Annotated in this window: 25 protein-coding genes and 2 pseudogenes; 17 read left to right on the top strand and 10 right to left on the bottom strand. The window is 62.4% G+C overall.

Features of this window, described 5'->3' with window-relative positions; genetic code table 11:
* Nucleotides 1–69 precede the first annotated feature (69 nt).
* Nucleotides 70–1,179, bottom strand: a complete 1,110-nt coding sequence (locus A9K71_RS18510) for an alpha/beta hydrolase (protein WP_066998881.1) — start codon at nucleotides 1,177–1,179, stop codon at nucleotides 70–72.
* Between the two features lie 215 nt (nucleotides 1,180–1,394).
* On the opposite strand from A9K71_RS18510, the gene ilvA reads away from it, so the two are divergent.
* Nucleotides 1,395–2,651, top strand: a complete 1,257-nt coding sequence (gene ilvA, locus A9K71_RS18505; protein ID WP_066998878.1) for a threonine ammonia-lyase IlvA — start codon at nucleotides 1,395–1,397, stop codon at nucleotides 2,649–2,651.
* Complete coding sequence (locus A9K71_RS18500) at nucleotides 2,648–3,220, top strand: DUF1697 domain-containing protein (protein ID WP_066998876.1); 573 nt, start codon at nucleotides 2,648–2,650, stop codon at nucleotides 3,218–3,220. The genes ilvA and A9K71_RS18500 overlap by 4 nt, the downstream gene beginning before the upstream one ends.
* 12 nt (nucleotides 3,221–3,232) lie before the next feature.
* On the opposite strand, the gene A9K71_RS18495 is transcribed toward A9K71_RS18500, so the two are convergent.
* Both A9K71_RS18495 and gloA read right to left on the bottom strand, forming a co-directional pair.
* Entirely contained in the window at nucleotides 3,233–3,520 is a 288-nt protein-coding gene (locus A9K71_RS18495) for a DUF2218 domain-containing protein (RefSeq protein ID WP_066998954.1), read from the bottom strand.
* Between the two features lie 125 nt (nucleotides 3,521–3,645).
* The gene (gene gloA / locus A9K71_RS18490; protein ID WP_066998873.1) at nucleotides 3,646–4,086 is read right to left on the bottom strand and encodes a lactoylglutathione lyase; all 441 of its coding nucleotides are present in this window, start codon (nucleotides 4,084–4,086) and stop codon (nucleotides 3,646–3,648) included.
* A gap of 258 nt (nucleotides 4,087–4,344) precedes the next feature.
* Here gloA and A9K71_RS18485 point away from each other — a divergent pair, with 258 nt between their 5' ends.
* From A9K71_RS18485 to A9K71_RS18475, 3 genes are all read left to right on the top strand, one after another.
* Nucleotides 4,345–4,938: a cold-shock protein gene (locus A9K71_RS18485; protein ID WP_066998870.1), complete on the top strand. Its 594-nt coding sequence runs from the start codon at nucleotides 4,345–4,347 to the stop codon at nucleotides 4,936–4,938.
* Nucleotides 4,939–5,129: 191 nt separating this feature from the next.
* Entirely contained in the window at nucleotides 5,130–5,642 is a 513-nt protein-coding gene (locus A9K71_RS18480) for a DUF192 domain-containing protein (protein WP_066998868.1), read from the top strand.
* Between the two features lie 15 nt (nucleotides 5,643–5,657).
* Nucleotides 5,658–6,425, top strand: a complete 768-nt coding sequence (locus A9K71_RS18475; protein WP_066998865.1) for an alpha/beta hydrolase — start codon at nucleotides 5,658–5,660, stop codon at nucleotides 6,423–6,425.
* Between the two features lie 117 nt (nucleotides 6,426–6,542).
* On the opposite strand, the gene speB is transcribed toward A9K71_RS18475, so the two are convergent.
* Nucleotides 6,543–7,508: an agmatinase gene (speB, locus tag A9K71_RS18470; RefSeq protein ID WP_066998952.1), complete on the bottom strand. Its 966-nt coding sequence runs from the start codon at nucleotides 7,506–7,508 to the stop codon at nucleotides 6,543–6,545.
* A 41-nt stretch (nucleotides 7,509–7,549) separates the two neighbouring features.
* On the bottom strand, nucleotides 7,550–8,164 hold the full coding sequence (locus A9K71_RS18465) for a hypothetical protein (RefSeq protein ID WP_066998862.1): 615 nt from the start codon (nucleotides 8,162–8,164) through the stop codon (nucleotides 7,550–7,552).
* 121 nt (nucleotides 8,165–8,285) lie between these two features.
* Here A9K71_RS18465 and cysE point away from each other — a divergent pair, with 121 nt between their 5' ends.
* Together cysE and A9K71_RS18455 are read left to right on the top strand one after the other, a co-directional pair.
* Entirely contained in the window at nucleotides 8,286–9,134 is an 849-nt protein-coding gene (cysE, locus tag A9K71_RS18460; RefSeq protein WP_066998859.1) for a serine O-acetyltransferase, read from the top strand.
* Between the two features lie 145 nt (nucleotides 9,135–9,279).
* Complete coding sequence (locus tag A9K71_RS18455) at nucleotides 9,280–9,483, top strand: DUF3126 family protein (protein WP_040969488.1); 204 nt, start codon at nucleotides 9,280–9,282, stop codon at nucleotides 9,481–9,483.
* A 64-nt stretch (nucleotides 9,484–9,547) separates the two neighbouring features.
* Here A9K71_RS18455 and A9K71_RS18450 read toward each other — a convergent pair whose 3' ends face one another.
* Nucleotides 9,548–10,096, bottom strand: coding sequence for a hypothetical protein (locus A9K71_RS18450; RefSeq protein ID WP_066998857.1), 549 nt, complete (start codon nucleotides 10,094–10,096; stop codon nucleotides 9,548–9,550).
* 432 nt (nucleotides 10,097–10,528) lie between these two features.
* Between A9K71_RS18450 and clpP the strand changes: the two genes are divergently transcribed.
* The 4 genes from clpP to hupB all read left to right on the top strand — a co-directional run bounded on the left by clpP (nucleotide 10,529) and on the right by hupB (nucleotide 15,882).
* A complete protein-coding gene (clpP, locus tag A9K71_RS18445) occupies nucleotides 10,529–11,158 on the top strand; it encodes an ATP-dependent Clp endopeptidase proteolytic subunit ClpP (RefSeq protein WP_066998854.1) in 630 nt (209 codons plus the stop codon).
* Between the two features lie 295 nt (nucleotides 11,159–11,453).
* Complete coding sequence (gene clpX / locus A9K71_RS18440; RefSeq protein ID WP_059185169.1) at nucleotides 11,454–12,728, top strand: ATP-dependent Clp protease ATP-binding subunit ClpX; 1,275 nt, start codon at nucleotides 11,454–11,456, stop codon at nucleotides 12,726–12,728.
* Between the two features lie 274 nt (nucleotides 12,729–13,002).
* Nucleotides 13,003–15,414 carry an endopeptidase La gene (lon, locus tag A9K71_RS18435; protein WP_066998851.1) on the top strand — a complete coding sequence of 804 codons (2,412 nt, stop codon included), beginning with the start codon at nucleotides 13,003–13,005 and terminating at the stop codon, nucleotides 15,412–15,414.
* A 195-nt stretch (nucleotides 15,415–15,609) separates the two neighbouring features.
* Nucleotides 15,610–15,882, top strand: a complete 273-nt coding sequence (hupB, locus tag A9K71_RS18430) for a DNA-binding protein HupB (protein WP_027166452.1) — start codon at nucleotides 15,610–15,612, stop codon at nucleotides 15,880–15,882.
* 83 nt (nucleotides 15,883–15,965) lie between these two features.
* On the opposite strand, the gene A9K71_RS18425 is transcribed toward hupB, so the two are convergent.
* The gene (locus A9K71_RS18425; RefSeq protein ID WP_066998847.1) at nucleotides 15,966–16,988 is read right to left on the bottom strand and encodes an aldo/keto reductase; all 1,023 of its coding nucleotides are present in this window, start codon (nucleotides 16,986–16,988) and stop codon (nucleotides 15,966–15,968) included.
* 188 nt (nucleotides 16,989–17,176) lie between these two features.
* Between A9K71_RS18425 and hxlB the strand changes: the two are divergent.
* Both hxlB and A9K71_RS18415 read left to right on the top strand, forming a co-directional pair.
* Nucleotides 17,177–17,744: pseudogene (gene hxlB / locus A9K71_RS18420) on the top strand (6-phospho-3-hexuloisomerase).
* 3 nt (nucleotides 17,745–17,747) lie between these two features.
* Nucleotides 17,748–18,491: a creatininase family protein gene (locus A9K71_RS18415; RefSeq protein WP_066998843.1), complete on the top strand. Its 744-nt coding sequence runs from the start codon at nucleotides 17,748–17,750 to the stop codon at nucleotides 18,489–18,491.
* A 31-nt stretch (nucleotides 18,492–18,522) separates the two neighbouring features.
* Here A9K71_RS18415 and A9K71_RS18410 read toward each other — a convergent pair whose 3' ends face one another.
* The 3 genes from A9K71_RS18410 to A9K71_RS18400 form a co-directional block, all read right to left on the bottom strand.
* Nucleotides 18,523–19,440, bottom strand: coding sequence for a carbohydrate ABC transporter permease (locus A9K71_RS18410; RefSeq protein WP_066998838.1), 918 nt, complete (start codon nucleotides 19,438–19,440; stop codon nucleotides 18,523–18,525).
* Nucleotides 19,441–19,448: 8 nt separating this feature from the next.
* On the bottom strand, nucleotides 19,449–20,570 hold the full coding sequence (locus tag A9K71_RS18405; RefSeq protein WP_095779633.1) for a sugar ABC transporter permease: 1,122 nt from the start codon (nucleotides 20,568–20,570) through the stop codon (nucleotides 19,449–19,451).
* Nucleotides 20,571–20,722: 152 nt separating this feature from the next.
* A complete protein-coding gene (locus A9K71_RS18400) occupies nucleotides 20,723–22,387 on the bottom strand; it encodes a sugar ABC transporter substrate-binding protein (protein WP_066998835.1) in 1,665 nt (554 codons plus the stop codon).
* Nucleotides 22,388–22,666: 279 nt separating this feature from the next.
* Between A9K71_RS18400 and ugpC the strand changes: the two genes are divergently transcribed.
* From ugpC to A9K71_RS32655, 4 genes and pseudogenes are all read left to right on the top strand, one after another.
* Complete coding sequence (gene ugpC, locus A9K71_RS18395) at nucleotides 22,667–23,725, top strand: sn-glycerol-3-phosphate ABC transporter ATP-binding protein UgpC (RefSeq protein WP_066998832.1); 1,059 nt, start codon at nucleotides 22,667–22,669, stop codon at nucleotides 23,723–23,725.
* 26 nt (nucleotides 23,726–23,751) lie between these two features.
* Nucleotides 23,752–24,204, top strand: a complete 453-nt coding sequence (locus A9K71_RS18390) for an RbsD/FucU family protein (protein WP_066998829.1) — start codon at nucleotides 23,752–23,754, stop codon at nucleotides 24,202–24,204.
* 4 nt (nucleotides 24,205–24,208) lie between these two features.
* On the top strand, nucleotides 24,209–25,138 hold the full coding sequence (gene rbsK / locus A9K71_RS18385) for a ribokinase (protein WP_066998826.1): 930 nt from the start codon (nucleotides 24,209–24,211) through the stop codon (nucleotides 25,136–25,138).
* Nucleotides 25,139–26,033: 895 nt separating this feature from the next.
* Nucleotides 26,034–26,136, top strand: a pseudogene (locus A9K71_RS32655) (IS5/IS1182 family transposase); the annotation flags it as partial.

Here is a 26,136-nt window from a genome sequence, read left to right as displayed (position 1 = left end):
TTCGATAAAGCCAGCGAGCGGTCTGGTCCAGTTCAAAGTCCGTGCAGGGCGGCAACCGCGTGAACACGGTTATTGAGTGGCGAGCTGGCTGATCCGGTCGGTGACGTCGCGGTCGCTGGCAAAGCCGTCGTCCTGGCGCAGCCGCTGGCCGATCATCTTCACCAGCATCGGGTTGTCGGCGAATTTGGTGTGGTTGAAGCTGTCGTTGCCCTTCACCTTGGAGAGGTCGACCACCGTGACGCCGTAGGAGGCGAGGTCGGCCGCGTCCCTGTAGTCGCCGACGCGCGGCCGTGCACCGGCAATCAGGCCGGAGAGCCGGAGAGCGCGGTCGTCGTCCGACAGGAGCAGGATGAACGGCTTGTCGGGCTTGCCGTAGCGGCGCATCTGGCTCTTGAAGACATCGACGTCGATGTCGGGCGAGGCCAGGAGAACATCGCCGAGCTTGCCGCCGAGGTCGCGGTCACCGGTGATGGCGAGCTGTCGCAGTGTTTCCATCGTCACCCACGTCCCCATCGAATGGGCGACGATGTCGATGCGGCGCGCACCGGTCTGCGCCAGCATTCTCAGCGTCACTTCCAACTGGTCGCGGGCGGCGGCGGCACTTTCCTTGTCATAGACATAGTCGGTGGTCTTGGCGCCCGAAGCCCATGAAAAAAGCACCGGCGTGCCGGGATAGCCGGAATCGTGAACGATCTGGGTCAGACGGTAGACGGCATCGTCGAAGCCGGTGTTGTAGCCGTGGACGAAGACCATGACGCGGCCGCCGCGGGCGTCGATGTCGGCATTGAGCGCGCTGGAGAATTTCGGCTGCGTGTCGTAGCCGACGACCTCGGAAGCCATGAAATATTTGGTCGGATCGTTCGACGTCCCGCGCGAGCGACGCTCGATCTGACCGGTCTCATGAACCGGCGGGACGGTGACGTTGACGCGGGCGTAATTGAGCGTCGCCGAGCGCTCGCCGTCGAAAACCTTGTTCGGGTCGTCGGAGCGCTTGCGGGTGGTGGCGATGAAGATCGAATGGTTGCCGGCGATCTCGGTCGCCGTCGTCGGCACCACGACGCTGCCCAGGATTTCCTGTGACGGTCGTCCCGCGCAGCCTGCAACCAGCAAGGCCAGGGCAAAGATGCAAATCGTCTTCAAATGCACGTCGAAACTTCCATTCGGGCCGCAATTGGCCATCCGCCTCCGCGAAATCTCCCGGACAGGGGAAGTGCGGCGGAAGTAAGTCGTGTCCAGCCGAAATTTGATCGGCGGGTGCCAATCGCCTCGGCACTGTTGCGCGAAAACCAAAGCGGCGGCAGGAGGGCGGCGAGCGGCTGCATCGGTGGCCGCGAAAACCAAACTATGCAATAGGCTTGGGCTGCGAACCACATGGTCTCGGAGCCGGTTGCCTCATGAACAGTTTTTCTTCCCGCGTCGCAGGCGCCGCGGAGGCGATCCGCGGGATCTTTCCGGAAACGCCGCTGCAGGAGAACGACTATCTGTCGAGAAAGACCGGCGCCCGCATCCTCCTGAAGCGCGAGGACCTGACGCCGGTCCGCTCCTACAAGATCAGGGGCGCCTTCAACTTCTTCCGCAAGGCGCTCGCCGCCGGCAACAATGCCGAGCTGTTCGTCTGCGCCTCGGCGGGCAACCACGCGCAGGGCTTTGCCTTCGTCTGCCGCCATTTCGGCAAAAAGGGCGTGGTGTTCATGCCCGTGACGACGCCGCAGCAGAAGATCGACAAGACGCGGCTTTTCGGCGGCGATTTCGTCGAGATCAGGCTGGTCGGCGACTTCTTCGACGATTGCTATCGCGCCGCCTTCGAATTCACCGAAGCCGCCGGCGCGCATATGGTGCCGCCCTTCGACCACAAGGACATCATCGAGGGGCAGGCGACCGTCGCCTACGAGATCGCAACCCAGATGCCGGGCGGGCGCATGCCCGACATCGTCATGCTGCCGGTGGGCGGAGGCGGCCTGGCTGCCGGCGTCACCCACTATTTCGCCGACCGGCAACCTGAATTGCGCTTCGTGTTCTGCGAGCCGGCGGGGGCGCCTAGCCTTAGCGAGAGCCTCGCCGGTGGCAAGCGGGTCAGGCTCGCCAAGGTCGACAACTTCGTCGATGGCGCGGCGGTGGCTGAAATCGGCCGCGAGCCGCTGCGCCATCTCAAGGAATTCACCGCCGACACGGTGCGCCTTGTCCCGGAAAACCGACTTTGCGCGACGATGATCGAGATGCTCAATGTCGAGGGCGTGGTGCTGGAGCCAGCCGGCGCATTGGCGATCGACGCGCTCAAGGACTTTTCCCGCAAGGAGATGAGGGGCAAGACCATCGTCGCGATCGTCTCGGGCGGCAATTTCGATTTCGAGCGCCTGCCGGACGTCAAGGAACGGGCGCTGCGTTTCGAAGGGCTGAAGAAGTACTTCATCATCCGCTTCCCGCAGCGGCCGGGCGCATTGCGCGATTTCCTCGAAATGCTCGGCCCGGACGACGACATCACGCGCTTCGAGTATCTCAAGAAGTCGGCGCGCAATTTCGGCTCTGTGCTGATCGGCATCGAGACCAAGGACCGGCGCAATTTCGATCTGCTGAAGGCCAATTTCGACGCCGAGGGCGTGCAGTATCAGGACATCACCGACAACGAGACGCTCGCGGGGTTCATCATATGAGCGGGCCAAAAACGGGCGACAAAGGAACGGTGTTCGTAGCCCTGTTTTCCGGCATCAATGTCGGTGGCAACCGCATCGTCAAGATGGCGGAGCTGAGGTCGTTCTTCGAAGACCTCGGCTTCACAGACGTATCGACCTACGTGCAAAGCGGCAACGTCGTGTTTCGTGCCAACAACAGCGACGCTGCGGCGCTGACCAAAGCACTCGAAGCGGCCTTCGAGAAGAAATGGGGGTTCAATTCCCGCATCATGGTGCGCAATGCCGGCTGGTTCGAGCGCCTGGTGAAGGACAATCCCTATCCGGAGGTTGCGGGCGAGCCTACCAAGCTGCATGCCTATGCGCTGGAGCGAGAGCCGACCGCGGAAGAGGCGAAGCGGCTGGCGGAAAAGTGTGCCGGCCCAGAGCGCTTCGAGATCAAAGGCGACGTGCTTTACCTGCATGCGCCGGAAGGGCTTGGCAAATCGGTGTTTGCCAACCTTATTGGGCGAACGCTCAAGGTGCCGGGCACGGCGCGGAACTGGCGCAGCGTGCTTGCGCTGCTCGAAATGGCTAGCAAGGCCGCCGGCTGACGCTCAATTCTTTCAGGCAGCCTTCTGCCAGTCGAAGGTCAGCTCCTCGCGGAAGGCGAAGCGCTTGATGTGGTCGGCGACCACGGTTTCCAGCCGCTCGAGCGAGGCGGCGTCGTCAGCGGCGACCGCGATGTGGAGAGCCTTGCCGTCTGCATCCATCACGGTGCGGCCGAGCGAGAGCTGGATGGCGCCGTGATGCGGGTCGAATTCGACCGGGAACTTGTGCGCCCAGTGCTTGCAGAGCTGCTGCAGATAGCGGCTGGCGTTTTCAGTGGCGACGTCGGCGCGGCTGGTCGGCATGAAATTCTCCCGGCGGATCAAGAAAAGCGCCAGCCTGATCTGGCTGGCGCCACAAGCGCTTAGATAGGCGCGATCCGGCAAAACGCCATAGACCGGCCGGTCAAATCCCCGGGAGGGGCAGGCGCCTACCAGCTTCCCGTATTCGACATCGAGGCCCATGGCTCCGCCTTTGCCTTGGCCGGGCCTTTCTGCAGCAGCTCGATGGAGATGCCGTCCGGCGAGCGGATGAAGGCCATGTTGCCGTCGCGCGGCGGCCGGTTGATGGTCACGCCATTGTCCATCAGCTTCTGGCAGGTGGCGTAGATGTCGTCGACCTCATAGGCGAGGTGGCCGAAGTTGCGGCCGCCTTTGTACTCCTCCGGATCCCAATTGTAGGTCAGCTCGACCAGCGGCGCCTTCTCTGCAATGCCGCTTTGCTCGTCATCGGGCGCGGCGAGGAAGATCAGCGTGTAGCGTCCCTGCTCGTTCTCGTAGCGACGCACTTCCTTGAGGCCGAGCTTGTTACAGTAGAAATCGAGCGATTGATCGATGTCGGCGACGCGGACCATTGTGTGAAGATAGCGCATATCGGATTCCTCGCGGCGTTACGTTTGCGGCGCACCATAGGAGCCGCTCCGCCAAAGGGCAATCGTCCGACAAAACCGATGGAGGGATCGATTTCAGCCGCCCCTTTGCGCTTCAGGCCGCGCCGGTAAACAACAATTGAGGCTTTCCGGTGCTCAACGGTGAAAAAAGGCACGTCAGGTCTTGCACACCCCGGAAGCCGCAGTGTTAATCTGATGGCAAGAATCACTAGCGGTTGCAGTTGGAAAAGGGGCGTTCTTATGGGGGAAAAAGCCTCTTTTACGAGGCGGGACGGAAGCCTTGACGACGCCTTGACGCGAGACAGTGGCGGCGACTCCGCCGGGCTTGTCGAAATCGCCGGCGCTATCAAATGGTTCGACGTGGCCAAGGGCTACGGCTTCATTCTTCCGGACGACGGCGTCTCGGGTGATATTCTCCTCCATGTGACATGTCTTCGAAGAGATGGCTTTCAGACCGCGCTGGAAGGCGCGCGCGTCGTCTGTCTCGTCAAGCAGGGCGAGCGTGGCCTGCAGGCGTTCCGGGTTCTTTCCATGGACGCCTCGACAGCGGTGCATCCGGCCGAGCAGGAGCAGCGCACGCATGTCACCGTGACTGCCGAGAGCGGGCTCGAGCGGGCGCTGGTGAAGTGGTTCAACCGCACCAAAGGCTTCGGCTTCCTGACCCGGGGCGAGGGCACCGAGGACATCTTCGTCCATATGGAGACGCTGCGCCGCTACGGCATTACCGAGCTGAGGCCCGGCCAGGTCGTTCTGGTCCGTTTCGGACGCGGCGACAAAGGCCTTATGGCCGCCGAAATACACCCCGATATGGGCACCTTGCCGGTCTCGCATTAAAGCGCGGCCCGACGCACTTTATTTTTTGCTTGATGCAGGTTCGCCAAAACCGCTTGGCAGTTTTGGGCGACATGCATCGGGCTCTCTCGATACGATCGGGATGCCCTGCCCGGTGCAAGGCCGTTCCTGTCCAAAAACCAGTTCCACTCGCTCGGATCATGGTCTAGGACAGGGCCTGGACGAGGTATCACATGGCTCATCGCAACTGGCTGACCGCAGGCGCGCTTTGCGCCGCCATCGCTCTGGCCGCCATTTTCAGCGCCTTGAGACCGAGTTCGGCGGACGGTCAGGCGATGATGCTGCCTGCCGATCCGACGCGGCTCGTCGCGATCACCGGCTCCGGCAAGCATTCCTTCTCAATCGAGATAGCCGACAGCTCGGAAGAACGCGAGGCCGGGCTGATGTACCGCAAGGACATGGCCGACGATCACGGCATGCTGTTCGTGTTCGAGCGGCCCGCTGAGGTGAATTTCTGGATGAAGAATACACCGATGCCGCTCGACCTGGTCTTTATCGGCCAGGACGGCAGGATCAAGGCCGTCAAGCGTGGCGAACCGGAATCGGAGGCGATCATCTCGCCCGGACAGCCGGTAAGCTTTGTGCTTGAGCTGAAGGCGGGAACGGCCGCCAAGGACGGTCTGAAGGACGGCGATCTCCTGCGTCACCCAGCGATCGATAAGACCTCGGGCGCCGGCTCCAACTGACCGCGGCTGCGCCAGATGCAATATTTTTCCCATGACGGCTTCGAACTCGCTTACCTCGACCGCCCGCCGGCGTCCGGTCAGGGCGATCCGGTGCTGATGGTCCACGGCTTCGCCTCCAGCCACTACGTCAATTGGGTCTCGCCGGGCTGGTTCAAGACGCTGAACGACGCGGGGTACCGCGCCATCGCCCTCGACAATCGCGGCCACGGTTCTTCGACGAAGAGCTACCAGGAGGCGGACTACACGCCGGCCAAGATGGCCTCGGACGCGGCCGCGCTGCTCGATCACCTCGGCATCGAGCACGCCCATGTCATGGGCTATTCGATGGGCGCGCGGGTATCCGCCTTCATGGCGTTGTCCAATCCGGACAAGGTGGCGACGCTGGTGTTCGGCGGCCTCGGCATCGGTCTTGTCGACGGCGTCGGCGACTGGGATCCAATCGCCGATGCGCTTCTGGCCGAGGATCCTGGTACGATCAGCCATGCGCGCGGCCGCTCGTTTCGCGCCTTCGCCGACCAGACGCGCAGCGACCGCCGGGCGCTGGCCGTCTGCATAGTCGGCTCACGCGCGTCAATGAGCGAGGACGATGTCGCGCGGATCGCCCAGCCGACCCTGATTGCCGTCGGGACCAAGGACGACATCGCCGGCTCGCCCGACGAGCTTGCCGCGCTGATGCCCCACGCAGAGGCTTTTCGCATCGAGGGCCGCGACCACATGCTCGCCGTCGGCGACAAGAGCTTCAAGCAGCGCGTGCTGGAGTTCTACGCCGAAAATCCGCTCTGACCCATACCGTCCGCTGCGGGCGGCGACGCGTCTAAAGCAGGTTGCGCAAAACGCGACCTGCTTTTGACCTTTGCGATGTCCTTTTCCCGAAACTGGAAGCACTTCGGGGAGAATGCTTTAGCCGCGCGTTCTCCTGTCGGCGATGGATTTCGCCATGACGCAAAGCAGCTCGAACATCATGGTCGCGCCGGCAAGCGCCGTCATGCCGCCAATATCAAAAGGAGGCGCGACCTCGACGACGTCGGCTCCGGCGAAATTCAATCCGTCGAGCAATCGAACCAGCTCCTGCACCTCGCGGGTGGTGAAGCCGCCGAGCTCCGGCGTGCCGGTGCCAGGGGCCATCGACGGATCGATGCAATCGATGTCGAAGGTCACGTAAGTGAGGCTGTCGCCGACAAGATCGCGTGCTTCCTGCATGACGGAAGCGGCGCCGCGTTTGACGAACTCTTCCATATAGACGATGCGCACGCCCTGAGCGGTCGCCCAGTCGTGTTCGCCCGGCTCATAGATCGAGCCTCGAATTCCGATCTGGATAACCCGCTTCGGGTCGAGCAGCCCTTCCTCGATCGCGCGGCGAAAGGGCGTTCCGTGTGTATAGGGATTCTCGCCGAAGTAGCGGTCGTTCGTGTCGGAATGCGCGTCGAAGTGGATCATGCCGACGGGGCCCTTGCGGGCGATGGCGCTCAGCACCGGCAAGGTCGTCAGATGATCGCCTCCGGCGGCCAAAGGAAGAGCGCTGTCAGCAATGATCGCGGCGATGCCGTCCTCGATGCGCTTCAAGCCGTCGAGCAAGTTGATCGGATTGACCGAGAGGTCTCCCACATCGGCGACATTGGCAATGCTGAACGGCTCGGTTCCCGACACGTGGTGGACGCGGCGCATCAGGCTCGACTGGTTCCTGATTTCGCGTGGGCCGTGGCGGGCGCCGGCCCGATTGGTCGTGCCGCCATCCCAAGGAATCCCGACAAGGGCAATATCGAGCCCCTTCGCGTTCGGCACCGCCGGCAGCCGCATGAAGGTGGAAAGCCCGGCAAATCGCGGCACCTGGGCGGCGTCGACGGGTTGGAAGAAGTTGTTTTCCATGGTGTCGGTCATCCCAGAGGCGTTCACGTTTGGCGTGGCGATCAGGTCTGTTGAGACTGGTCTTCCAAGACCTGCAGCGATCGGACCAGATTTTCCCTGGCCCGCGCCTCGAACCGATCGCGAAACGGTTGTGTGTAGAAAATATGTGGACGGGCCAGGAAGCTCGTCAGGACAGCCGCGCGGCCGGCGCGCCACATCGGTTCCTCGACCCAGCCATATTCGCGCCGGACCGCCTTCTCGTAAGCGTCGAAGCGGTTCGGGTCGGCACCGAGGATCGCGAGGTCCATGTCGAGGAAAAGGGCGGCATCGCTCGCGGCACCCTCATCTTCGAGCGGCGGCAACTGGTGCGTGGCGGTGGCGCTGATCATGGCCAGAATCCGGGCAAGCCGGGCCGGGTCGGTGCGGCCGGAGAGCTTCCTTTCTGCCAGCGCGGCGCTCTTTGCCTCGTTGTCCTTGGCGCGGCTGTCATAGACCGCGTCATGGAACCAGATCGCCGCTTCGACTGCTTCTGGATCGTCAAGAAGGTGCCGGTGTTCGGCTGCCAACGCCAGCATTGCTTCGATGTGAGGCAAGCCGTGGTAGTGGCGATCCGCGCTCTGATAGAGCGCGGCAAGCTCGCTTTTCAGCGCATCGTCGATCAAGGGTTCGTTTTCCATCGCCGCTTGAATCTCGGTGAACCAAGTCCATTTGACAAAGCACTAAGGAAAATTGAGTTCAACCGTGTTATGATCTGGCCTATATGTGCCGCCGGATGAATGAGCAGGCCGGAGACCGTCGATGAACAGCGTTACGATAGCCCGCCCCAGCATGGTGCAGCCGGTCGACCCGATCTGGCGCGCGATCAGGGATGAGGCGATGGAAGCGGTAAACCGCGATCCGTTACTGGCTGCTTTCCTCTATTCCACCATCCTCAACCAGGAGAGCCTGGAAGAAGCGATCATTCACCGCCTGGCCGAGCGCCTGGCACATCAGGATATCGGTTCCGATCTCATCCGCCAGACCTTCAAGGCCATGCTTGCCGACGATCCGGAATGGAGCTCGACGGTTCGCGTCGACATCCAGGCCTATTACGACCGTGATCCAGCCTGCGACCGTTTCATCATGCCGGTGCTTTATTTCAAGGGTTTTCATGCCATCCAGACGCACCGGCTGGCGCATTGGCTGTGGAACCAGGGCCGCCGGGACTTTGCGCTCTACCTGCAGAGCCGCTCGTCCTCGGTGTTCCAGACCGACATCAATCCGGCCGCCCGCATCGGCAAGGGCATCTTCCTCGACCATGCCACGGGTCTGGTCGTCGGCCAGACCGCCGTCATCGAGGATGATGTGTCGATCCTGCACGGGGTGACGCTGGGCGGCACCGGCAAGGCCAGTGGCGACCGCCACCCGAAGATCCGCCGCGGCGTGCTGATCGGCGCAGGCGCCAAGATCCTCGGCAACATAGAGATCGGCCATTGCTCCAAGATCGCGGCCGGCTCGGTGGTGCTGTCGCCCGTGCCGCACAACAAGACGGTCGCCGGCGTGCCGGCGCGCGTCGTCGGCGAGACCGGCTGCGACCAGCCCTCGCGGCAGATGGACCAGCTCCTGCCCTCGCAGACGATGGACCACGTCGTCAGCTTCGACATCTGATTCTGCGGTCATCGCCAGTGGCCGGAGTCCGGTCGCCGTTCCCGACGCCGGTTGTGGCGTGTTATGCTGCCGGCTTGCCTTTACATCGCCATCGTCGGCGTGTCAGAAGCGCGTTCCAACGAACAGCCGCATTCGGAGAAGACTTTTGAAGCCAGACGAAATCAGAAAGCTGGACGCCTACTTCAAACGCGTCTTCCAGAATCCCAAGCTGCAGGTGAAGGCGCGCCCGCGCAAGGAAGACTCTGCCGAGGTCTATGTCGGTGACGAATTCCTCGGCATCGTCTTCAAGGACGAGGACGACGGCGACTATAATTTCTCGATGGCGATCCTCGACGTCGACCTGGCCTAAGCCGGCATTCCGGCCGGGCTCGCCATGCCGCCCCGGTCGGAAACACCCCTGCGTGATTTTCCGGCTAGTCCACGCAGTGCCGCGGGATATGCACCCGCCGCCAGTCGGTCGAGCCTTCCCGCACCACCACCCGCCGCGCCACCCTCCGGTATGAGGGCGCGATTTCCGTGATGCGCCGCTCTCCTGGCCGCACCAGCACCTCGCGGGCGACGCCTTCGTATTCGGCCGGAAGGACGACGCGCCGGACGCGCTCCGGCTCGACGATGACCGTTGTGGCAACCCGCGCGTAGCGCGCCTTACGCCACACCTTGCACAGCACCTTGCGGCCGTTGATGACCCGCCATTCCCGGGCATAGCCGCCGTCATCCACCTTGACCGTGTGATAGACGGTGCGCGTCACGGCCGGTACGACTTCATAGCTGATGCGAGGCGTGGCGATCTGTTCGATGCTCTCGGTCGTGCCGTAGATCGGCGGGTCATAGTGGACGAGCTGGCCGCCGGGGCTCACCATCACGTCTTCATAGACCGTGTCGTAGATCGCCGGCCGATGCACCGGCTCGTAGCATTCGAGCGTGCGGCCGCCGGCCGCGGCCTGCGACACGGCGGTAAGCATTGCGAGGCTGGTCGAGGCGAGCGATGCGGCACCCTTGCGAAGGGAGCTCTTGCAAAAGGAACTCGTGCAAAAGGAACTCTGGCTAAACATGACGTTCACCCGTTGAAAAAAGGACGCCGGTTCAACGCGGGAGCGTATCGGAAGGTCCGCCATGGACGGGGATTTCACGGCTTGTCGTTAAGCAGCGCGGTTAAGAAACTGCTACCGTGGCGGCCGGGTAGCGCCCTGGCATTTCGGGCAAAGGGCCATCTCCGGCGCAACCTGCAGCATTTCCTTGGGCCGAGCCGCTTGCTTCGACTTAACCAGATGGCTAGGAGGGGCGGCCTTGCGCTAGGGTGAGCCGGCATCCTATTTAGGATTCAACGATCCAGAACCGATTCCGCCCGATTGCTCAGGTCTACGGCGCCGGAATCCATCCAACAAGGGTAGTCCATGAAGAACCCCGTCGAAACCTACATGAACCTCGTTCCGATGGTGGTCGAGCAGACCAATCGCGGCGAGCGTGCCTACGACATCTTCTCCCGCCTGTTGAAGGAACGCATCATCTTCATCACCGGCCCGGTCGAGGACGGGATGGCGACGCTGGTTTGTGCACAGCTTTTGTTCCTCGAGGCGGAGAACCCCAAGAAGGAAATCAACCTGTACATCAACTCGCCGGGCGGTGTGGTGACATCGGGCATGGCGATCTACGACACCATGCAGTTCATCAAGCCGGCGGTATCGACGCTCTGCATCGGCCAGGCAGCCTCGATGGGCTCGTTGCTGCTTTGCGCCGGCCACAAGGATATGCGGTTTGCCACGCCGAACGCCCGTGTCATGGTCCATCAGCCGTCCGGTGGCTTCCAGGGCCAGGCGTCGGACATCGAACGTCATGCGCAGGACATCATCAAGCTGAAGCGCCGCTTGAACGAGGTCTATGTCAAGCACACCGGCAAGAGCTATGACGAGATCGAGCGGACGCTCGACCGCGACCATTTCATGACCGCCGACGAGGCCAAGGAGTTTGGTCTGATCGACAAGGTCATCACGACGCGCGAACTTGGCGAAACCCCCGCCGCATAGGCTCTGATTGGCGGCTGAATGGCGGGATAACGCGCTTTTGGCGCGGCTTGCGGCATTTCGGCCACAATTGCCTGTTCCCTCAAGGTTCGGGATTGCCTACGTTAAGGCTATGTTGATTTTCGACGGCTTAGCTTTGCATGGGGTTGCTGCGAATCATTGTCGCGTTTTCTGATTGTGTTTCGGACGGAATGCGCTGTGTGAGCCGGGACACTGGCGCCGGCGGATTCCTGCGATAGATTGGTGAGACGCCAATGCGGCCAGACCATCGGCTGGCAGGCGGTGAAAGGACAGAAAAATGAGCAAAGTTAGCAACAACGGCGGCGATTCAAAGAACACGCTCTATTGCTCGTTTTGCGGCAAAAGCCAGCACGAAGTGCGCAAGCTGATCGCCGGTCCGACCGTCTTCATCTGCGACGAATGCGTCGAACTGTGCATGGACATCATCCGCGAGGAGAACAAGACCTCGATGGTGAAGTCGCGCGAGGGCGTGCCGACCCCGCAGGAGATCCTCAAGGTTCTCGACGACTATGTCATCGGCCAGCCCTACGCCAAGCGGGTGCTGTCGGTGGCCGTCCACAACCACTACAAGCGCCTCGCGCATGCCGGCAAGAACAACGACGTCGAATTGGCAAAGTCGAACATCCTGCTGATCGGCCCGACCGGCTGCGGCAAGACGCTGCTCGCCCAGACGCTCGCCCGCATCATCGACGTGCCTTTCACCATGGCCGACGCCACGACGCTGACCGAAGCCGGTTACGTCGGCGAGGACGTCGAGAACATCATCCTGAAGCTCTTGCAGTCGGCCGACTACAATGTCGAACGTGCCCAGCGCGGCATCGTCTATATCGATGAGATCGACAAGATCTCGCGCAAGTCGGACAACCCGTCGATCACCCGCGACGTCTCGGGCGAGGGCGTTCAGCAAGCGCTGTTGAAGATCATGGAAGGCACGGTGGCCTCCGTGCCGCCGCAGGGCGGCCGCAAGCACCCGCAGCAGGAATTCCTGCAGGTCGACACCGCCAACATCCTGTTCATCTGCGGCGGCGCCTTTGCCGGACTGGACAAGATCATCTCGGATCGCGGCCGCAAGACCTCGATCGGCTTCGGCGCAACCGTGGCGTCGCCCGAGGATCGCCGCACCGGCGACCTGTTCCGCCAAGTCGAGCCCGAGGATCTTTTGAAATTCGGCCTGATCCCGGAATTCGTCGGCCGTCTGCCGGTTCTGGCGACGCTCGAGGACCTCGACGAGCCGGCGCTGATCCAGATCCTGACGGAACCGAAAAACGCGCTGGTCAAGCAGTATCAGCGGCTGTTCGAGATGGAGAATGTGGATCTCACCTTCCACGAGAACGCGCTGTCGGCGATCGCCAAGCGCGCCATCGAGCGCAAGACCGGCGCGCGCGGCCTGCGTTCCATCATGGAAGCGATCCTGCTCGACACGATGTTCGAGCTTCCGGCGCTGGAAGGCGTGCGTGAGGTGGTGATCTCGGAAGAGGTGGTCTCGGGTAACGCCCGGCCGCTTTACATCTATTCCGAGCAGAAGGAAAAGAAGGGCAATGTCAGCGCCTGAAATGGCACTGATCCGGCAAATTTTCATGGAACGGCGCCCGTGTGGCGCCGTTTTGCTGTGAGGGGCTTACCTGTAGGTGATGGAGTGGCTGATCAAAGCATGCTAACCCTTGATCTTTGCACCGCCCGCATCCACCTAACAGCGGAAGGCCGAGGGCCAGAATTCTGCGCTGTAAAATTCCCGTCACAAACGGTGGTAGGCGGAACGACGCTCGGTCGTTAATATAAGATTCGCGGTTGGCTCAATTAGCGGCCGCGACATGAAAGGTTGGACAATGGCCAAAATATCCAGGGCTTCCGGCGACGGCGTGTTTGCAGTCCTCCCACTGCGCGACATCGTCGTGTTCCCGCACATGATCGTCCCGCTCTTTGTCGGGCGTGAAAAGTCGATCAAGGCGCTGGAAGAAGTGATGGGTCAGGAAAAGCAGATCCTGCTTGCCACCCAGATGAACGCAGCCGACGATGATCCTGAGCCCGATGCGATTTTCGACATCGGCACGCTCGCCAATGTGCTGCAACTCCTGAAGCTTCCCGATGGCACCGTGAAGGTGCTGGTCGAGGGCGCCTCGCGCGCCAAGATCGTCTCGTTCACCGATCGTGCCGACTTCCACGAGGCCCGCGCCACCGCGTTGGTCGAGCCGGAGGAGGAAGAGGTCGAAATCGAGGCGCTTGCCCGCTCGGTCGTCACCGACTTCGAAAACTACGTCAAGCTGAACAAAAAGATCTCACCCGAAGTGGTAGGTGCCGCCAGTCAGATCGACGACTATTCCAAGCTCGCCGACACGGTTGCCTCGCACCTGGCCATCAAGATTCCCGAGAAGCAGGAGATGCTCGCCACGCTCTCCGTCAAGGAGCGTCTCGAGAAGGCGATGGGCTTCATGGAAGCCGAGATCTCCGTGCTCCAGGTGGAGAAGCGCATCCGCAGCAGAGTCAAGCGCCAGATGGAGAAGACGCAGCGCGAGTACTACCTCAACGAGCAGATGAAGGCGATCCAGAAGGAGCTTGGCGAGGGCGAGGACGGCCGCGACGAGGCTGCCGAGATCGAGGCGCGCATCAAGAAGACCAAGCTCTCCAAGGAAGCCCGCGAGAAGGCGGAAGCCGAGTTGAAGAAGCTGCGGTCGATGTCGCCGATGTCGGCTGAATCGACGGTCGTGCGCAACTATCTCGACTGGCTGCTGTCGATCCCGTGGGGCAAGAACTCCAAGGTCAAGCAGGATCTCGGCTACGCCCAGGACGTGCTCGACGCCGATCACTTCGGCCTCGACAAGGTCAAGGAGCGCATCGTCGAGTATCTCGCCGTGCAGAGCCGTCAGAAGAAGATCAAGGGTCCGATCCTGTGCCTCGTCGGCCCGCCCGGCGTCGGCAAAACCTCGCTCGGCAAGTCGATTGCCAAGGCCACGGGGCGTGAGTTCATCCGAATGGCGCTCGGCGGCGTGCGCGACGAGGCCGAGATCCGCGGTCACAGGCGGACCTATATCGGCTCGATGCCCGGCAAGGTCATCCAGTCGATGAAGAAGGCCAAGAAGTCCAACCCCCTCTTCCTGCTCGACGAAATCGACAAGATGGGCCAGGACTTCCGCGGCGATCCGTCGTCGGCCCTGCTCGAGGTGCTCGATCCGGAGCAGAACTCGACGTTCATGGACCATTACCTCGAAGTCGAATACGACCTGTCGAGCGTGATGTTCGTGACGACGGCGAACACGCTGAACATCCCTGCGCCCCTGATGGACCGCATGGAGATCATCCGCATCGCCGGCTACACCGAGGACGAGAAGATCGAGATCGCCAAGCGGCACCTGATGCCGAAGGTGATCCGCGATCACGCGCTGCAGCCGAACGAGTTCTCGGTCGGCGAGGACGCGATCCGCGGCATCATCCAGACCTACACCCGTGAAGCGGGCGTCAGAAGCCTCGAGCGCGAGCTGATGAAGCTCGGGCGCAAGGCGGTGACCGAGATCCTGAAGACGAAGAAGAAGACGGTGAAGATCACGGCCGACAACCTCGCCGATTATCTCGGCGTGCCGCGCTTCCGCTTCGGTCAGGTCGAGGCCGACGATCAGGTCGGCGTCGTCACGGGTCTTGCCTGGACGGAAGTCGGCGGCGAGCTGCTCACCGTCGAGGGCGTCATGATGCCCGGCAAGGGACGCATGACGGTGACCGGCAACCTGCGCGACGTGATGAAGGAATCGATCTCTGCAGCGGCCTCTTACGTCCGCTCGCGGGCCATCGATTTCGGCATCGAGCCGCCGCTGTTCGACAAGCGCGACATCCACGTCCACGTGCCGGAGGGCGCGACCCCCAAGGACGGCCCGTCGGCGGGTGTGGCGATGGTGACGGCGATCGTGTCCGTGCTCACGGGTATTCCGGTCCGCGCCGATGTGGCAATGACCGGCGAGGTGACGCTGCGGGGCAGGGTGCTGCCGATCGGCGGCCTGAAGGAGAAGCTGCTTGCCGCGCTGCGCGGCGGCATCAAGAAGGTGCTGATCCCGGAAGACAATGCCAAGGACCTGGCGGAGATCCCGGACAATGTGAAGAACAACATGGAGATCATTCCGGTGTCGCGGGTCGGCGAGGTGCTGAGGCACGCGCTGGTCAGGATGCCGGAGCCGATCGAATGGGTCGAGCCGGTCAATCCGCCGGCCGGCGCGGACGCCGGCGACGACGCCGGCAAGTCGCTTGCGCATTAGTTTCTTCTAAGGTTGCAATGCACAAAGAGAGAGCCGGGCTTTCAGCCCGGCTTTTTCATGTGAAAAATCTCCGAAAAAGTGGAAAAAAGCCCGGAATTCTGCGGTTTTCGGCTTGGGTTCCGGAACGCTTCTTTCTAAAGTCCGTTTCCTGCCGGATGAGTCGTAGTTCCGGTTTTCTCATGGAAGGGAATTTTTATGAACAAGAACGAACTGGTGTCCGCCGTCGCCGACTCCGCAAGCATTTCGAAGGCTGATGCGCAGTCCGCCGTCGATGCGGTGTTCTCTGTGATCACTGGCGAACTGAAGAAGGGCGGCGATGTCCGGCTTGTCGGCTTCGGAAATTTCACCGTGTCAAAACGTGCTGCTTCGACCGGCCGCAACCCGCAGACCGGCGCGGAAGTGAAGATTCCGGCGCGCACCGTGCCGAAGTTCTCGGCCGGCAAGGGCCTCAAGGACGCGGTCAACTAGGACCTTTTCTTTTTAAGATCAGATGAGCCGGGCTTGCCCGGCTCTTCCTTTTTGTGACCCGCGCCAGGGGCATATGTGTGGCATCAGCCGGTAGGCGCGTCGGCGCGCATCAGGCCTTCTTGCTTGAGATCCGCCCACAATGCTGCCGGGATCTTCACGTCGAGCAGTGCACGGTTGCTTTCGACTTCGGCCGGCCGTTGGCCGCCGGGTATTACCGACATCACGGAAGGGTGCCGCAGCGGGAACTGCAACGCCGCCTCGATCAGTCGCACGCCATGGCGCTTGCAGACCGCCTCGATGCGTGCCACGCGATCGAGCACGTCTTTTGGCGCCTCTGTGTAGTTGTAGAAGGCGCCGGGCTTCGGCCCTGTCGCCAGTATGCCGGAATTGTAGGGCCCGCCAAGAACGATGCCGATGCCGCGCTGCTCGCAGAGCGGCAGGAAGCTCGCAAGCGCATCCTGCTCGAGCAGCGTGTAGCGGCCGGCGAGCAGAAAGAGGTCGAAATCACCGCGCTCGGCGAGCGTCTGGCAAACCTGCCACTCGTTGATACCGCCTCCGAAAGCCTTGATCACCCCCTGGTCACGCAGCGCGAGCAGCGCGTAATAGCCCGAAGACATGAACTCCTCGATGCGCCGGTCGGAAGCCTCCTTGCTGCCATGGGTGAAGATGTCGACATCGTGCACATAAAGGATGTCGATGCGGTCGGCGCCGAGACGCTCCAGCGAGGCCTCGAAGGAACGCATCACGCCGTCGTAGCTGTAGTCGTAGACTTCCCGGCGCGAGGGCGTCTCGAAGAACTTGCCGATGCCGGTTCGCTGGTCGGGCGCAGAGACGCGCATGAGGCGGCCGACCTTGCTCGACAGCACATAGTCGTCGCGTTTCTTGCCGCGCAAGAAGGGGTTGAGCCGGGTTTCGGAAAGGCCGAGGCCATAGAGCGGAGCAGTGTCGAAATAGCGGCAGCCGGTTTTCCATGCCGCCTGCAGCGTGGCATTGGCATCCTCGTCCGAGACGGCGCGGTAGAGATTGCCGAGCGGCGCGGTGCCGAAACCAAGCTCGGTGAAGGTGATGCCGCCATTGCCGATGCGGTCGAAATGCCGTGTCTTCATATCCGCACGATGTCCTGGATTGATTTGTCTGACATGACACTATCACGCCGGTGGCACAGCAAAAGCGCCGAGGCTCGTTGGACACGAATTTTCGCGGTGATAGCATGAACGAAAACAAGCGTTTCGCGCCGAACGCGACCGCAAAGCCGCATGCCTATCAAGACATCGGCAGACAGGATTAGGCAGCCATGACGCAAGCCGGATCGGAGTTGTTTGCGACAGCGCTGGGCGAGCTCGGCGCCGTGTTGGGGCGCATCGATGACGGTCGGGTTGACGCCGCCTGCGCAATGCTCGCCGGCGCTGGCAAGATCGTCGTCTATGGCTGCGGCCGCGAAGCGCTGCAGGTCAAGGGTTTCGCAATGCGGCTCTTCCATCTCGGCCTGCCGGTTTTCGGTGGTCGGCGATATGACCACGCCGCCACTCGGCCAGGGCGATGTATTCCTGGCGAGTTCCGGACCGGGCGAGACCGCCACCGTTCTCACCTTGATGCGCGTGGCCCGGGAGGCCGGCGCCAAGGTGGTGTTGCTCACGGCCGAACCGGCGGGCAGCGCGGCAAAGCTTGCGGACTTCACGCTGCTCGTTCCGGCCCAGACCATGGCGAGCGACCAAGGCGCCGCCAGAAGCTCGGTGCTGCCGATGGGCTCGCTGTTCGAGGCAGCGCTTTTCCTGTTGTTCGAGGTGATGGTGCTGAAACTCGAGGCGCTCACAGGCGCAACGCCGGAGACGATGCGCGCCCGGCACACCAACATGGAGTAGGACATGCGCTACGAACTGATGCTGCCGCACCAGATCCGCAAGGCGATCGAGGAGAACTGGCCGGTCGCGCTGCCGCTCGGGGTGCTCGAATACCATGGCGAGCACATGGCGGTCGGCATGGACACGCTGGCCGTCATCAAGACGCTCGAGCTTATCGAGAAGGAGCGGGACATCGTCATCCTGCCGCCCTTCTATTATGGCGCGGCGAGTTATGCCGTGGCGCCGCCGGAAGGCAGCGGCTCGGTGCAGGTCGGCGGTCCGGTGCTGGCGCCCTTTGCGGAGGAATTGTTCTATGGCCTGCTGCGCATCGGCTTCCGCAACATTCACGCCATCATCCATCACCAGACCGAGAATTTCGTCGCCGGCATGCCGACCGATCTCGCCTTCAAGACCGCCGGCCGGCAGGCGATTTTCCGCTTCCTGGAGAAGGAACGCGGCGAGGGCTGGTGGGGCTCGGAGAAGATGGTCGACTACTATGCTGGCCATGCCCAGGGCGAGAACGTCTTCAACTGGGTGCAGGTGCACCCGCTGATGCCGGCCACAATGACCGGCAAATATCCGTTCGACCATGCCGGCATCGGCGAGACATCGCTGATGCAGGCGCTATGTCCCGAAGCGGTGGATGCCGGTCATTTCGCGGACAATACCGGCTGGTACACAAAAGGCGCATCAGATGCCTCGGCCGAGCTGGGCCGGAAGGGTGTGGCGATGATCCTCGAGCATTTGCGGGCGATATTGCGGGCCTAGCTCGCTTCTCCCACAAGAAGGGGGAAGGCGGCTACTTCACCGAACCGGCCGTCATGCCCATGATCAGATAGCGTTCGAGCGCGATGCCGATGATCGCCAGCGGCGTGATGGCTGCCGTCGCCAGGGCTGCCATCGACCACCAGTTGATACCTTGCGAGCCGGTCTGGCTCGCCACCATCACGGGGATGGTCTTGGCATCCGTCGACGTCAGAAGGGCGGCGAAGAAATATTCGTTCCAGCAGAGCACCATCGCCAGGATGAAGGCGGCGACCATGCCGGGGAGCGCGATCGGCATGACAATGCGGAAGAAGGCGCCCCAGATCGACAGGCCGTCGACGAGTGCCGCCTCCTCGAGCTCGACGGGAATGGAGTTGAACTGGTCGCGCATGATCCAGATGACGATCGGCAGCACCATCAGCGTGTAGAGGAGCACAAGGCCGATGCGGGTGTCGAGCAGGGCCACTTCGCGGTAAAGCACCAGGAAGGGCAGCGCCAGCACCACCGGCGGCAGGATCAACTGCGAGAGGAAGAAGAAGGAGATGTCCTCGTTCTTGAACCAGGCGAACTTGTAGCGGTATCGGGTCAGGCCATAGGCGGCGAGGCTGCCGATGATGATGGCGAGGCTCGACGCGCCGACAGAGGTAATGACCGAGTTCATGAAGCGTTTCAGGAACTCGTCGCGCACCGTCGAGGTCTGGACGATCGAATCCGGCGACAGGCCGAGTGAGCGCCAGCCCTTCCAGTCTGGCTGGAAGTCGACGAAGGGGATGAGGTGCCCCTGCGTGACATCGACCGCCGACTTGAACGAAGTGGTGATCGTCCAATAGATCGGGAACAGGCAGACGAAGGACCAGAACACCAGGGCGCCATAGATGAAGACGCGGCTGGCGAGGAAGGCCGCCGGGGAGCGGATATCGGAAACGGTATATTCGGTGGTCTGGACGCTCATATGGACGCTCAGTTGACGTTGCGCACGAAGCGACTGGCGAGCTTCAGCAGCCAGGTGACGAACACGACGATGATGATCAGATAGACCATGGCGAGCATGGTGCCGTAGCCGACATTCGAACGGTCGCGATATTCGCGGTAGATGAAGCTCGAAACGGAATCGGTGGCGCCGCCGGGCCCGCCGGACGTCACCGTAATGATGATGTCGGCGAGCTTCAGCTTGAAGATGATGCGCAGGATCACCGCCGTCACGGACACCGGCAGCATCAGCGGGAAAGTAACCTGCCAGAAGGTCTGCCACGTCGTCGCGCCGTCGACGCGCGCCGCCTCGATCACCTCGCGCGACATCGCTTGCAGGCCGGCGAGCAGCATGATCATCATGAACGGAATGAAGGTCCAGGCGTCGAGCACCATGATCGAGATGCGCGCGATGATCGGGTCGGAGAAGAAGGCAGGATTGTCCCAGCCGAGATGGCGCGCCAGCGTCGATGCCGGTCCGAACCGGTATTCCATCAGCGACTTGCCAACCATCCAGGAGACCGCCACCGGCGACAGCATGAGCGGCAGCAGGAAGACCACACGGAAGAATTTTCTGGCGCGGATCTGCGCGTTGAGCAGCAGCGCCAGTCCGAAGGCGATGACATATTCGACCAGCACCGCCAGCACATAGAGGACCATGTTGAAGAGCGCGTTGCGGTAGTAGGGGTCGGCCAGCATCTGCCAGAAATTGTCGAGACCGTTGAACCTGCGGCCAGCGAAGGAGCTGAGGTTCCAGTCGGTCAGCGCGATATAGAAGCCGAACAGCGTCGGGAAGATCACCATGGCGACGGTGAAGAGCAGCGCCGGCAGCAGGAACAGCGCGCGCTGGCCGTCCTCGCCGCGCGTCAGCACTTGCCAGGCGCCGAGCGCCACGCCCCACAGCACATAGGCGTAGACCACCGGACGCCAGGTATAGAAGCCGATCGTGTCGACCTCAGTCTTGTAAAGGATCTGCATGACGATCGTCGCCAGCAGCACGAGCGTCGCGGCGATCATCAGGGCCCAGCCGAGGCGCTTGCGGCCGGGCGGAATCAGATCGATCGCTGCGGAGTTAGCCGGCCATGCATTGGCGGTTGAAGTCTGCTCAGCCACGCCTCTCGCCTCTACCTTGCTTGGATGCAATTCCGGAGGAAAACCGCTTCACGCTTTTCCTGGAATTGCTGGAAGTCCAAATGACCGGCCATTGCCGGTCAACATGCGGCCCGGCGACGAGGTCGCCGGGCCGCGACTTCTCATGGGACAGCCTACATGCCGAGCGAGGCTTTGTAGAGCTTGATTTGGTTCTCGCGGCCGATCTGGTCGGTCAGCTTCTCCCAGGCGGCGGCGATGGCATCCGCACCTTCCTGCGCCTTCATCTTGCCGGCGAAGGTGTTGGCCAGAATATCCTCGGCGGCGCTGTAGTACTGGAAGATGCCGGGGATGCGCGGCTCGATCGCGGCGTTCGGATGGTTGTAGGAGTCGCCCTCCGACTTGAGATAGGAGGTGATGAAGGCCTCGTCATAGCCGGCCGTCACCCATTCCGGAATGTTGAAATGGGAGTTGCGGTAGGGCTGGAAGCCGGAAGGATAGGCCGCGCACCACAGCGACAGATCCTTGCCGCCGAGATGGGCCGCCGCCGACCACGCCGCCTTCTTCTTCTTCTCGTCGCTGTCGACGCGGGCCATGACGTAGACGCCCCAGCCGAGATAGGCGCAGTTCGGCGCATAGTTCGGGCCGCTGGCCAGCTTGTCCCACTTTCCGGTCTTCGAATTGTAGACGTCGTCCGAGCCCGGCAGGATCGAGAAGCCGGTGACGTCGCCGATGACCGAAGAGTCGTTGGTCTTGACGTTGGAGCCGATATCGCCCCACCACGGGATCATCGACCCCGTGCCGGCCAGGAACTGCTGGAAGCCGGTGGTGTTCGGATCGGCGTTGATCTGATCCGGCGGCTCCGAGGGCAGGGCGTCGATGACGTCCTGGATGGCCCGCACCCAAGCCGGGTTGTTGATGCGCGGCTTCATCGTATCCGGGTCGAACAGCCAGGCCTTGTCGTCGGGGTGCTTGGCATAGGCAGAGGCGCGGCTGCCGAGGAAGTAGAAACCGAAGCCGCCCCAGGGCTTGGGCGCGTCAAGATAGCCATAGACGTCCTGGCCCTTGAACTGCTTGCCCTTGAGGAACTTGGTGACGGCCTGCACTTCCTGCCAGGTCTTGGGCACGCCCCATTCGGTCGTCGCGCCGCTCTCCTTCCAAGCCTTGGCGAGGTCGGGATCGGAGAATACGTCGGTGCGGTAGTTGAAGTTGTGCGTATCGCCGTCGATGGTCACACGATACTGCTTGCCGTCCCAGGTGCCGACCGGCGGCTTGAGGTAATTGACGAGATCGTCCATGTCGATCTGCTTCTTGACCCAGTCGGGCATCTCCGAGGTGAGGCCCTTGCCGCAGACGTCGCCCTCGAAGGGCGCACCCATCTCGATGATGTCGAAGTCGACGGTTTTGGTCGCGATCGACTGTTGCAGACGGGCGTTGTAGTCGGCCTGGGCGAGGTCGATCCAGCTGATCTTGGCGCCGGTATAGGCCTCCCACGGCTTCAGGAAGCCGCGGAACAGCACGTTGTGCAGGTTCTGGTTGTTGAGGCCCATGAAGGTGAGCTCGACACCGGCGAACTCGCCTTGCTTGACGTTGGCCTTGGTCGCTTCCAGGCAGAGCTCACCGACTTTCTGGAAGTCGGCGTCCGTCGGCTGGCCTTTGCCGACGCCGGGTATCTGCAGGATTTTCGCGCGCAGGTCGTCGGCGGCAGCCGCCGGCCTGGTCAGCGCGCCAAGCCCCGTGCCGGACGCCGCTGCGAGCGCCGCCATGCTGGCCGCGCCCTTCAGCAAATCGCGGCGGGTCGCCCCGGTGCGCACCAGTTTTTCGTAAAGATCGACTCTCATCTCAAGGTTCCTCCCAGAACTTCAGTCGTGAATTGATTCTGCCAATCTCTCGGACGTCGAAACGTCTGCGGTTCTCCTATACCATAGGGCAGCGTGGGACCCCACCCTGCGTCGCCTGGAGATCCGATTTTCGGGATAAGGACCGGCATTCGGATTGGCACTCGTCACTATTCGCGTAATCGATTACCTTGTCAACAAGATTGGCTTTTTATCTATAAGATACCGACTTGCCCTTGCCGTTGGCAATGGCTAGCTTCACCAAAAAAGATAGGGGAGACAATGGCTCAAGTCGCGATCGCCAATGTGGCCAAGGCTTTCGGAACCGTCAAGGTTCTACATGAGGTCAGCGTCGATATCGCCGACGGTCAATTCGTCGTCCTGGTCGGCCCTTCGGGCTGCGGCAAGTCCACGCTGCTGCGGATGGTGGCGGGGCTGGAAACGGTTTCCGGCGGAACGATTTCGATCGGCGACCGCATCGTCAACAACCTGCCGCCGGCCAAGCGCGACATCGCCATGGTGTTCCAGAACTACGCGCTCTATCCGCACAAGACGGTGGAGCAGAACATGGCTTTCGCGCTGAAGCTGCGCGGCACCGATCCGGCCATCGTCGCCGAGCGGGTGAAGCGTGCGGCCGACATCCTCGACCTCAATCCCTATCTCAAGCGCTATCCGCGCCAGCTTTCCGGCGGCCAGCGCCAGCGCGTCGCCATGGGCCGCGCGATCGTGCGCAACCCGCAGGTGTTTCTGTTCGACGAGCCGCTCTCAAACCTCGATGCCAAGCTGCGCGTGCAGATGCGCACCGAGATCAAGGAACTGCATCAGCGGCTGAAGACCACCACCATCTACGTCACACACGACCAGATCGAGGCCATGACCATGGCCGACAAGATTGTGGTGATGCGCGACGGCCGCATCGAGCAGATCGGCGCGCCGCTGCAACTGTTCGACCGGCCGGCCAACCTGTTCGTCGCGGGCTTCATCGGCTCGCCGGCGATGAACCTGCTCAAGGGCACGGTGAAGAAGGGTGAAAGGCCGGAGGTCGACATAGCAGGCTCGGCCTTTCCGATGCCTGCCAGCATCGCCGCGGCGGACGGCCAGGCCGTCGTCTATGGCGTCCGTCCCGAGCATCTGGAGATCCATCCCGACGGTGTGGCGTCCACGATTTCGGTGGTCGAGCCGACCGGCTCGGAAACGCTGGTGTTCGTGCGCTTCGGCGAGGGCGAGATGGTGGCGCTGTTCCGCGAGCGTCACGACTTCAAGCCTGGCGATACGCTGAAGCTCAGGCCGCGGCTCGACCATGTCCATCTCTTCGACGCAGGGACCGGCAAGCGTCTCTGACCGCAAACACACATCGAGGAAACCCAATGCTCAAAGGGATCAATCCGCTGCTCAACGCCGACGTGCTCCAGGCACTGCGGGCGATGGGGCACGGCGACGACCTGATCATCGCCGACACCAATTTCCCATCCGACTCCGTCGCCAAGCAGACGGTGCTCGGCAAGCTGCTGCGCATCGATGCGCCGGCGGCCGAAGTGGTGAAGGCGGTGCTGTCGCTCTATCCGCTGGACAGCTTCGTCAACGACGCGGCCGCGCGCATGGAGATCGTCGGCAAGCCGAACGAGATCCCGCCGGTGCAGAAGGAGGTGCAGCAGGAGATCGACGCGGCTGAGGGCAAACCCTGGCCGATGATCTCGATCGAGCGCTACGCCTTCTACGAGCGGGCCAAGAAGGCTTATTGCGTTATCCAGACTGGTGAGCGCCGCTTCTATGGCTGCTTTGCCTTCCGCAAGGGCGTCATTCCGCCGGATGCGGAGTAAGGAGATGTCCGCCAGCAAGCCAGTCGTCATCCTGGGTGTCTTCGTCGCCGACACCGCCTATCGCGCCGACCGCCAGCCGCGCATGGGCGAGACGATCCTCGGCAATTCGTTCAAGCTCGGACCCGGCGGCAAGGGCTCGAACCAGGCGGTCGCAGCCGGCAAACTCGGCGCCGACATCACCTTCCTGACCCGGCTCGGCATCGATGCCTTCGCCGACATGGCCAAGCAGACGTGGAAGGATGCGGGCGTCAAGAGCGCGGTCATCGACACGCCGGACAGCTACACCGGGGCGGCTTATATCTTTGTCGAGGAGGGCAGCGGCAACAACGCCATCATCGTCAGCCCGGGTGCTGCGATGCTGATCTCGTCCGCTGACATCGAGGCGCATGCCGACCTGATCCGCTCGGCGGGCGTCTTCGTCACCCAGCTCGAGCAGCCGATCGACGCGGCGCTGAAAGCCTTGCAAATTGCGCACGGGGCAGGGGTGACTACCATTCTTAACCCAGCGCCGGCCGCCACCCTGCCGGACAGCATCTACGCGCTTTGCGACTACGTCACACCCAACGAGTCCGAGGCCGAAGGGCTGACCGGCATCGCCGTCTCTTCGGTCGACGATGCCCGCCGCGCCGCCGACAGCCTGCTGGCAAAGGGCGTCGGCGCCGTGATCGTGACGCTTGGCGAGAAGGGCGCGCTGCTGCACACCAGGGAGCGATCCGATCACGTCGGCGCCGTCAGTGCCGGCCCTGTAATCGAAACCACGGGGGCGGGCGACGCCTTCAATGGTGGACTTGCGGCGGCGCTTGCCAAGGGCGTCGAGCCGCTGGAGGCGGTGCGCTTCGCCTGTGCCGTCGCAGGCATTTCGGTGACCCGGCCGGGCACCGCGCCTTCCATGCCGACGCTCCAGGAAGTCGAGGCGCTGCTGGCGCGCGGTTGAAGCCGCTAAATCTCGCGTGGCGTTTCAGCGGCGCTAGCCGGCCATCGGCTTGACCACAACTCACAGAAGTTGGTCTCTCACGGCCCCCAGGGTTGCATATTAGCCACGGTTAATATTAATCGGCGCCAACGCCTTGCATCAACGGCATAGGTGTCCCGTAATGGGCCACCGTGTCTGGCATCGCAATTGCACTGTCAGCAATGCCGGGGTGGACTGTGCCTCGGTAGCCGGGGGGTATTTTGGGGGGCCCGCCGCTCCGCGATGGAGCGGCGGGCGCTTTAAGGGTCGAGGGTACTGGCGATGTATTTTCCGCAATTTCTGGTGGGCATGTTCGCGAGTTCGTTCACGGTCGCAATCTGGGTCGGGCTGCAAACCGGCTCCGCCTGGAAGGCGCTTGGCTGCGCTATGCTTGCGATGATTATTCTCCAGATTGGATATGCCGGACTTGTCATTCGGCTGATCTACAAGCGGGGCCCGCAAGGCACTGGAGCAGACTTTATATCGGCAAATGCGGCGCCACCGGTGCAGCGAGCGCGCCCACACTAGAGGGCTCACCTCCAACCCGCCAACGCGCCCTGCGGAACGCAAGCAGTGCCAGCGCGTTCACAGTCTTGACCAGCACAGGCAGCCTGGTTGCCCGGAACGGTGAGATGAAAACGCCCTATAAAAAGCCCACGCTTGTAAAGCGCGAGAAGCTCACCGCCCGAACCGCGCAGATTGTCGCCTCCGGTGTGATATTGGGCGAGTGAACAGGGGCGCCGAAGCGCAGCTGAAGAATTTTGCTGCTCACAGGCTGGCCGGTCGGTGACTGCTCTAGGACCAATGGACATTCAGGATTCAAAATCGCGTTGATGCATGATTCATAGGCTTCCAGATTCGATCTGGAGAGCGGTGGATGGCACGTCGATATGAACTGAGCAGCGCGCAATGGCAGCGTATCGAAGGACTGTTGCCGGGAAAGGCAGGTGATCCTGGCCGCAGCGGCGAAGACAATCGCC

Source organism: Mesorhizobium sp. WSM3873, from assembly GCF_001672445.1.
Lineage (GTDB): Bacteria > Pseudomonadota > Alphaproteobacteria > Rhizobiales > Rhizobiaceae > Mesorhizobium.
Note: the sequence above shows the minus strand (reverse complement) of the source record. Positions and strands in the feature narration are given on the sequence as shown.

Bases quoted from the DNA above. Each gene is read 5' to 3' on its own strand.
- cysE (WP_066998859.1), top strand. From the start codon at position 8,286: ATGAACAGCGTTACGATAGCCCGCCCCAGCATGGTGCAGCCGGTCGAC.
- A9K71_RS18500 (WP_066998876.1), top strand. From the start codon at position 2,648: ATGAGCGGGCCAAAAACGGGCGACAAAGGAACGGTGTTCGTAGCCCTG.
- A9K71_RS18425 (WP_066998847.1), bottom strand. From the start codon at position 16,988: ATGAAGACACGGCATTTCGACCGCATCGGCAATGGCGGCATCACCTTC.
- A9K71_RS18410 (WP_066998838.1), bottom strand. From the start codon at position 19,440: ATGAGCGTCCAGACCACCGAATATACCGTTTCCGATATCCGCTCCCCG.
- A9K71_RS18400 (WP_066998835.1), bottom strand. From the start codon at position 22,387: ATGAGAGTCGATCTTTACGAAAAACTGGTGCGCACCGGGGCGACCCGC.
- A9K71_RS18480 (WP_066998868.1), top strand. From the start codon at position 5,130: ATGGCTCATCGCAACTGGCTGACCGCAGGCGCGCTTTGCGCCGCCATC.
- ugpC (WP_066998832.1), top strand. From the start codon at position 22,667: ATGGCTCAAGTCGCGATCGCCAATGTGGCCAAGGCTTTCGGAACCGTC.
- A9K71_RS18465 (WP_066998862.1), bottom strand. From the start codon at position 8,164: ATGGAAAACGAACCCTTGATCGACGATGCGCTGAAAAGCGAGCTTGCC.
- gloA (WP_066998873.1), bottom strand. From the start codon at position 4,086: ATGCGCTATCTTCACACAATGGTCCGCGTCGCCGACATCGATCAATCG.
- speB (WP_066998952.1), bottom strand. From the start codon at position 7,508: ATGGAAAACAACTTCTTCCAACCCGTCGACGCCGCCCAGGTGCCGCGA.
- A9K71_RS18475 (WP_066998865.1), top strand. From the start codon at position 5,658: ATGCAATATTTTTCCCATGACGGCTTCGAACTCGCTTACCTCGACCGC.
- A9K71_RS18390 (WP_066998829.1), top strand. From the start codon at position 23,752: ATGCTCAAAGGGATCAATCCGCTGCTCAACGCCGACGTGCTCCAGGCA.
- ilvA (WP_066998878.1), top strand. From the start codon at position 1,395: ATGAACAGTTTTTCTTCCCGCGTCGCAGGCGCCGCGGAGGCGATCCGC.
- hupB (WP_027166452.1), top strand. From the start codon at position 15,610: ATGAACAAGAACGAACTGGTGTCCGCCGTCGCCGACTCCGCAAGCATT.
- A9K71_RS18450 (WP_066998857.1), bottom strand. From the start codon at position 10,096: ATGCTTACCGCCGTGTCGCAGGCCGCGGCCGGCGGCCGCACGCTCGAA.
- clpP (WP_066998854.1), top strand. From the start codon at position 10,529: ATGAAGAACCCCGTCGAAACCTACATGAACCTCGTTCCGATGGTGGTC.
- lon (WP_066998851.1), top strand. From the start codon at position 13,003: ATGGCCAAAATATCCAGGGCTTCCGGCGACGGCGTGTTTGCAGTCCTC.
- A9K71_RS18510 (WP_066998881.1), bottom strand. From the start codon at position 1,179: ATGGCCAATTGCGGCCCGAATGGAAGTTTCGACGTGCATTTGAAGACG.
- rbsK (WP_066998826.1), top strand. From the start codon at position 24,209: ATGTCCGCCAGCAAGCCAGTCGTCATCCTGGGTGTCTTCGTCGCCGAC.
- A9K71_RS18495 (WP_066998954.1), bottom strand. From the start codon at position 3,520: ATGCCGACCAGCCGCGCCGACGTCGCCACTGAAAACGCCAGCCGCTAT.
- A9K71_RS18485 (WP_066998870.1), top strand. From the start codon at position 4,345: ATGGGGGAAAAAGCCTCTTTTACGAGGCGGGACGGAAGCCTTGACGAC.
- A9K71_RS18415 (WP_066998843.1), top strand. From the start codon at position 17,748: ATGCGCTACGAACTGATGCTGCCGCACCAGATCCGCAAGGCGATCGAG.
- clpX (WP_059185169.1), top strand. From the start codon at position 11,454: ATGAGCAAAGTTAGCAACAACGGCGGCGATTCAAAGAACACGCTCTAT.